This is a genomic window from Oscillochloris sp. ZM17-4, assembly GCF_019599295.1.
Classification (GTDB): Bacteria; Chloroflexota; Chloroflexia; order Chloroflexales; family Chloroflexaceae; genus Oscillochloris.
This window is the reverse complement of record NZ_JAIEWN010000098.1, coordinates 1-6,854: the sequence shown is the minus strand read 5'-3', so window position 1 is coordinate 6,854 and position 6,854 is coordinate 1. Positions and strand designations below refer to the sequence as shown.

Below are 6,854 nucleotides of genomic sequence, written 5' to 3'. Positions count from 1 at the left end.
CAGGGCCAGGATCTGGGCCAGGTGCTGGCCCTTGTTGTCTCCCACGCCGCGCCCGTAGATCCGGCCGTCGCGCACCTCGGGCCTGAAGGGCGGCGACACCCACTCCTCCAGCGGGTCGGGCGGCTGCACGTCGTAGTGGCCGTAGAGCAGCACGGTGGGCCGCCCCGGCGCGTCGGCGCGCTGGGCGAACACCATCGGCCAGCCGTCGGTGGGGACGACCTCGGCGGCCATGCCCAGGCCGTCGAGCACGCCGGCGATCAGCTCGGCCGTCTCGGCGATGCCGGTGCCGTGGGCGCTGATGCTCGGCTGGCGCACGTAGTCGATCAGGCGGGACAGGTACTCCTCGCGGCGGCGGTCGATGTGGGCGAAGATGTCGGAGAGGTCGGGGTCGTGCATAGGGCGTCCTCTCGATGATCAGCTAGGAGCGGGCGATGAGCGATCCATACTTGTAATGCACGTCATTCTTGTAGAGGATGACGTGGCTGGGGAACTGGATCGCCTGCCAGCCTGAGGGCAGCTGCGACACAACTGCAGCGATAATGGCGCGAGGAGTCATACGCAGCCCGACGGGAAGTGATACTGATGTGCTTACAAGATCCGCATGAGGGGCGCGCGAACGGGCGCTCGCGGCCTCAAACCGAAACACATACGGCACGACACGTTTGAGCTCAGCGAGGTAGCTTGCCGCAGGGGCGGGCGAGGGCAGGGCGATATCGAGCACGCGGTCAATATCAATCGGGTAGCGCGCATCGAAGTGATCATCCTTGAACTTCGTCGTATCGCGCTCTCGCCCAGGGTCATTCGACCCAAAGCCACTGCCGTTCCATTGCACCTGCGAGAGGCCGCCATAATGGGCGATCAGCTGTGTTTCGAGATCGACGGCGGTAAATACATAGATTCGCACCGCCTTAAATGACACACGGCTAGGATCGAGCCCTGCACGGTATTGGATCTTTTGGTAGTGACGCCGCAGACGGCGGCTCAGGCCAGCCTCGGCGTCTGTTTTGCCGATATAGACGAGCTGCCCATCCAAGAAGAGCTGATAGACGCCCTGAGCCTCGGGAATGTTGTCCAGCGGCTCAGAATCGAGTGGCGCGGAAATCATCTCATCCAGCACCTCAACCAGCCGGGCGAGCAGCGCCCCCGGCAGATCAAACTCGAAGTCCTGGTAGCCGGCGATCATTGGTCCGCGCCTCTCTCCAGCTGCCGGGCGACATCCGCCCCGACGATGCGGGCCAGCTCGACCGGAACCGCGTTGCCGAGCTGACGCATCGCCTCTGTCCAGGCGCCCTGTAGCAGGAACGAGTCGGGGAATGTCTGGAGGCGGGCGCTCTCGCGGACGGTGAAGTAGCGCACCGACCCATCCGGGCGGGCGAGCATATTTTCGCCGCCGGGGACTCCGTGAACGCCGGCTTTCAGAGTCTTCGCTGGCTCGTCGAGTGGGCTGCCGGTGTGGCCTGCGTAGGTACGGGCACCGGGCTGAAAGCGGTGGTTCGCAACGACACAGGCGAGATCAGGCTGGGCTTCCGGGTCGGGCAGATCATGGATCGCGTCACGGACGGTTCGCCAGGGGCGCTCCTGGGGCTGCTCAGTGAGCTGAGCCGCGCGCTCCTGCGCGCGTGGGCTCAGCACACGATCATGCGTCGGCAGATCGTGGCGCTCCCAGTAGTCGCCGTGTGTTTGTTCCCATAGAAGTGCGTCTAGCGAGTGGCTGGCCTCGGGGAAGGCCCACTCGACAGAGAGATCGTCGCGGAAGCCGACGAACACCACCCGCTCGCGCCGCTGCGGCACCCCATAGTTCGCCGCGTTCAGCACCCTCGCCACAACGCGATAGTGTAGATCGGAGCGAACCTTGCTGGTATGATGGCGCTCAAGCCGCGCCAGATGATCGGCCCAGTCCTCGCCCGCATCCGCCATGACATCGGGGTGCTCTAGCTGAAGGCGGATATACTCAAAGTAATTGCGAAACGTCGTTCGGGTCAGCCCCTTGACATTCTCGAACATAAATGCCCTGGGCTTTGTCTGCCGAACCGCGCGGATCGCCTCTGGGAACATATCGCGCGTATCGGTTTGTGCGCGGTGCTTCCCGCCCACAGAGAACGGCTGGCACGGCGGGCCGCCCGAGACAAGATCGATCTGCCCCTCGTAGGCGGTGAAGTCGATACTGCGAACATCGCCCTCAACGAGGTTCCAGTCGGATATATCTGCAATCTGGCGCTGCTTGTTCGCACGGAGCGTATCGCAGCAGTAGCGATTCCACTCGATAACTTGTACCGGATGGAACCCAGCGCGGTGGAGGCCGATGCCTAGCCCGCCCGCGCCGGCAAACAGTTCGATGGATCGCATAGCTGTATCCTATCGGTAAACAGGTATGCCTTATTCTAGCATATCTATCACCGCCGCCGCCGGAGCGTCACGATGGCGGCGGCGGCGATGATCGCCACCACGGCGATGCCGGCCAGGATGGGCAGTCCATTGCCCTGCGACACCACCGGCGCGGCGGTCGGCTCCAACGCAACTGTGGGCGCGGGCGCGGCCGTCGGCGCGACGGTGGGCTCGATTGTGGCGGCGGGCGCACCGGTGGGCTTGGCGGCGGGCGCGGCGGCCAGGCCAACCACCGGCGCGGAGCCGATAAACACCACCGCGCTGCGCGCGGGCACGCTGAAGGTGCCGCCGGCCGGGTCGAAGGTCGCCGCGCGCAGCCGTGAGTCGGCGCCGTCCTGCTGCACCGGGTGCAGGATCAGCGCGGCCCCCGCGAAGGCCGGGTCGCTGAGCTGGATCTGCGCGGGCGTGCCGTTGAACAGCGCCACCACCTGGCCGATCTGCGGGTCGATCCGGCTCGGCCCGTTGTCGCTGATGCTCATGACGATCAGGCCGGGGATCTGGCCGGGGCCGCTGTTGAGGAAGCTCACCGAGCGCTGAATATCTGCCGCCGTGCGCAGCCGGAAGAGCGGCGTGCTCCGGCGGACCCTGAGCAGGTCCAGGAAGCTGGCGTAGGTCGCGGCGATCACCGTCGGGCCGGGGCGCAGGGCCGGGTCGGCCAGCAGCGGGGCCATGATCGGCCAGCTGGCCTCGTTGTCGCCCGCCGGCGGCAGGCCGACCCCGAAGGCGCTCGTCTGGCCCGTCCAGTCCACCTGGTTGAACCAGTCCGACGAGTTGTAGCTGTTGCGGTCGAGCGACTTCGAGCGCAGCAGCTCGTCGCCGGCGTGGAAGAAGGGCACGCCCTGGGCGAAGGCCACCAGGCTCAGGCCGAGCAGCTGCATGCGCGCCCGCTCGGCCACGTCGGCGCTGGCCGGCGCCTTGAGCTGGATGGCGTCGAAGAGCGTCTCGTTGTCGTGGGCCGAGACGTAGACGATCTGCTCCTGCGGGTCCTCGGTGTAGCCGGCCGGCGCGCCGCGGTACCTGATCTGCTCGCCCGTGCGCGGCTCGCCCGCTGCGCTGGTCAGCGCGTAGGCGCGCAGGTTGCCGGCCAGCCCCAGCTTGATCAGGTCGCTCAGGTCGAGCAGCCTCGCCCGCTGTGCGTCGGCGTCGCCCTGGTCGGTGGCGTTCGGCGCGCTGAACAGGCCGGTGGCGAAGCCCTGGTCCTGCAGGCCGTCGAAGGGGCCGCCGCCGCGCACCGCGTCGCGCAGGCGGTCGGAGAAGGTGCCGATGCCGGTGCCGGCCATGGTGATCTGGGTGGCGTTCTCGCCCCTGGCTCCGCCCGCCACCTCGCCGAAGTCCCAGCCCTCGCCGTAGACATAGATCGCCCTGCCGTCCACCCCGTCCCTCTCGATCGTCAGGCCGTCCAGGGCGGCGCGCAGGGCGAGCATGTTCCGCTTCATGTGGTGGCCCATCAGGTCGAAGCGGAAGCCGTCCACCTTATACTCCCTCGCCCAGGTCAGCACCGAGTCGACCATCAGCTTCTCCATCATGGCGTGCTCGGTGGCGGTGTTCGCGCAGCAGGTGGAGTTGGTCACCGCGCCGTCGGCGTCGAGGCGGTGGTAGTAGCCGGGGACGATCTTGTCGAGCACGGAGCGCTCGGCCTGCCCGCTGGCGTCGGTGTGGTTGTAGACCACATCCATCACCGTGCGCAGGCCCATGCCGCTGAGCGACTGCACCATCTCGCGGAACTCGACGATGCGCTGGGGGCCGTCGGGCTCGGTGCTGTAGCTGCCCTCGGGCACCGTGTAGTGGTAGGGGTCGTAGCCCCAGTTGAAGCCGTCCCGGTCGCGCAGGGGCTGGAGCAGGGCCTGCTGCTCGGGCGAGTCGGGCGGCAGGGCGCGGAGCTGATCCAGCGGCAGCGCGGCCTGGTCGGCGCGGCGCTCCTCGATCGTGGCGATGTCGAATGCCGGCAGCAGGTGGACGTGGCTCACCCCGGCGTCGGCCAGCTCGCGCAGGTGGCGCACGCCGGCGCTGTCGGGCAGGGCGAAGGCCCGGTAGGTGCCGCGCAGCTCGGCCGGCACGCTCTGGTCGAAGCTGCTGAAGTCGCGGATGTGCAGCTCGTAGAGCACGATATCCTCGGGCGCGGCCAGGGCCGGCTTCTGCATCTCGTCCCAGCCATCCGGCTTGAGCGCCGCGTCGTCCAGGCTGACGATCTGGCTGCGCGTCGAGTTGGCGCTCAGGCTCAGCGCGTAGGGGTCGGTGACCTGGTTGGTCACGACGGCGCCCTCGGCGTGTACATACACCTCGACCTCGTACAGGTAGTACTGGCCGAGCCAGCTCGGGTCGCCGACGATGCTCCAGACGCCGGTTGCCTCGTCGCGCTCCATAGGCGCGGGCACAGCGGGGGTATCGGGGCCGCTGTCGGCGAAGCGCAGCAGGCGCACGGCGCGGGCGGTGGGCGCCCAGAGGCGCAGCACCGGCTGCTGCACGGCGCCGGCCGCGCCCGAGATGGTGATGAAGTCCGGGCCGAGGGCGCCATCGGTGCGGAACAGGTCGTCGAGCACGCCGGGGATCTGCAGGCCGGTGGCGTCGATCAGCCTGCCGTCCTGGTCGTAGGCGGCCACCGCCAGCTGGCCGCGCAGCAGCTCGGGGACGAGGGGCAGGTCGGCCGCGCCCAGCTTGAGCGCCGAGAAGCCGGCGAGCTGGGGGAAGGCCTGCAGCGCGTCGGCGGGGCCGGCCGAGCTGAAGCTCAGGTCGATGCGCCGGCCGCCGGAGACGCTCGTCGGCCCCAGGCTGATCGCGCCGGCGGGGTCGGCGAACAGCGCGTACGAGTACGCGGGCGAGCCGATCACGTCCCAGACGATCGTGTCGCGGCCAACCCAGTGGGCGCGGGCCTTGCTCAGGTCGCCCCTGGGCGCGCCCTCGGTGGAGATAGTCACATTTCCTGTGTTCACATCATACCCGAAGTAGATCTCGTCTCCATCATTCGCAACCGTGAAGGGGATCGGCTCGCCGCCGGGGGCACCGCCCGCGCCGAGCGCGCCGTCGAGCGACTCGCCGAGGGCGACGCGGGCGCGGTAGGTGCCGGCGGGGATGCGCGTGGTGACGAAGGCGTAGCTGCCGTCGCCCTGGGGGTCCTGCATCCAGGAGGCCAGGCAGGACGGGTCATCGTTGGCGGGGCAGCCCAGGGCGGCCTGGAAGTCGCCGGCGACCACGGCGAGGGCGCTGGTGACGCTGTCGGCCACCCAGTGGGTCTTATGGTCGTAGGCGAAGCGCACGCTGGCCGGCTTCGCCAGCACGAGCGGGATGTTCGGGCCGTTCTGCGTGGCGTTCAGGCCATAGTTCTCGGCCCAGCTATCGTTGAGCGCCACCTTATACTCATACTCGCCGGCGGGCAGGTCGAAGCGGGCGCTCCAGACATCGGCGGCGGGGTCGTAGGCGAGGTAGGTGCCGGCGCAGGCGGGCTGCCAGTCGCCGGGGCAGCCGAGGGCGCTCTGGATGGTGCCGGGGATAGTCACGGTCCTGGGGCCGTCGCCCTGGCGGGCGGCGGCGGGCGGCGCGAGGGGGGCGAGCAGCAGGGCGAGGGCCGGCAGCATCGCCGCCACGAGGCTCCATCGGCGGAGGGACATCGCGGGCGCTCCTTGGGCGTGGGCGAGGGTGATCTTAGGGGGAAGTATACCAGCGTTTGGGGCGCGGGGGCGGGGGGCGTCTGGACCACGAAGGACGCGAAGCTGGGCGGAGGACACGGACGCGGAGGGCGGCGACCGGCGCAGGTGCGGGGAAGGCCGTCAGGGTATCTTTTTGCGAATGCGCACCGTTCCCGGCCCAATGACGCTAAAGGCTGAGCCCAGCTCATGCCCATAGTCGCGAAAAGCGTGCGCGACGATAGCTGCCTTTGTTGCCGCATGGAGTCCCTCTAGGCGCACAAGGACGACGCCATGGTCAACGCGATTGAGCCGGAAGACAAGCTCCCCGAAGTCTTTGTCGATGGTGAGGAGGACGGATCCACGAGTGTTCGCAATCCTCAGAACCTCATCATCGGTAATGCTGGGCGACTCCTCGGCGATATAGACCACATCGTGGCCATCCTGCCGCAGCTGATCGACAATGGGGCGATCAACCCCCTCATCTGCGACGATATTCATGCTGCTTTATCAGAGATGGGGTAGACAGTATCCGACCGCAAGACATCAGCGGCATAGGTGAACGCGGCAAAGACCGCCTCGCGTGTGAGCTTGGGGTGGGCGGCAAGGAGCTGATCGAGCGTCTCACCTGCCGCGAATTTATCCAGGATGGCCTCAACCGTAATGCGCGTCCCCGCGACGACGGGCTTTCCCATCATGATCGCCGGGTCTGCGGTGATCGCTGGCTGCCTCATAGGTATGCTCCATCTCGCGCCATTACTAACGGTAGGGTAAGTATAGCGCACATGAGCGCCTCACGCCCCCGGCGCCAGCGAGGCCGTTACGTCCTGGGGACTACCGCGCCAAGGG

The 6,854-nt window shown here is 68.0% G+C and carries 6 protein-coding genes; all 6 read right to left on the bottom strand.

Features of this window, described 5'->3' with window-relative positions; translation table 11 throughout:
• A partial coding sequence (locus K2Z83_RS27435) for a M20/M25/M40 family metallo-hydrolase (protein ID WP_220598356.1) occupies positions 1-396 on the bottom strand: 396 nt, incomplete at its 3' end.
• Positions 397-418: 22 nt separating this feature from the next.
• Positions 419-1,183, bottom strand: coding sequence for a GIY-YIG nuclease family protein (locus tag K2Z83_RS27430; protein WP_220598355.1), 765 nt, complete (start codon positions 1,181-1,183; stop codon positions 419-421).
• Positions 1,180-2,346 (bottom strand): DNA cytosine methyltransferase, encoded by a 1,167-nt coding sequence (locus tag K2Z83_RS27425; RefSeq protein WP_220598354.1) that lies wholly within the window; start codon positions 2,344-2,346, stop codon positions 1,180-1,182. Before K2Z83_RS27425 ends, K2Z83_RS27430 begins: the two co-directional genes overlap by 4 nt.
• 47 nt (positions 2,347-2,393) lie before the next feature.
• On the bottom strand, positions 2,394-5,990 hold the full coding sequence (pulA, locus tag K2Z83_RS27420) for a pullulanase-type alpha-1,6-glucosidase (RefSeq protein WP_220598353.1): 3,597 nt from the start codon (positions 5,988-5,990) through the stop codon (positions 2,394-2,396).
• A 159-nt stretch (positions 5,991-6,149) separates the two neighbouring features.
• Positions 6,150-6,506, bottom strand: coding sequence for a DUF5615 family PIN-like protein (locus K2Z83_RS27415; RefSeq protein ID WP_220598352.1), 357 nt, complete (start codon positions 6,504-6,506; stop codon positions 6,150-6,152).
• Positions 6,503-6,739: a DUF433 domain-containing protein gene (locus K2Z83_RS27410; protein WP_220598351.1), complete on the bottom strand. Its 237-nt coding sequence runs from the start codon at positions 6,737-6,739 to the stop codon at positions 6,503-6,505. The genes K2Z83_RS27415 and K2Z83_RS27410 overlap by 4 nt, the downstream gene beginning before the upstream one ends.
• Positions 6,740-6,854 lie beyond the last annotated feature (115 nt).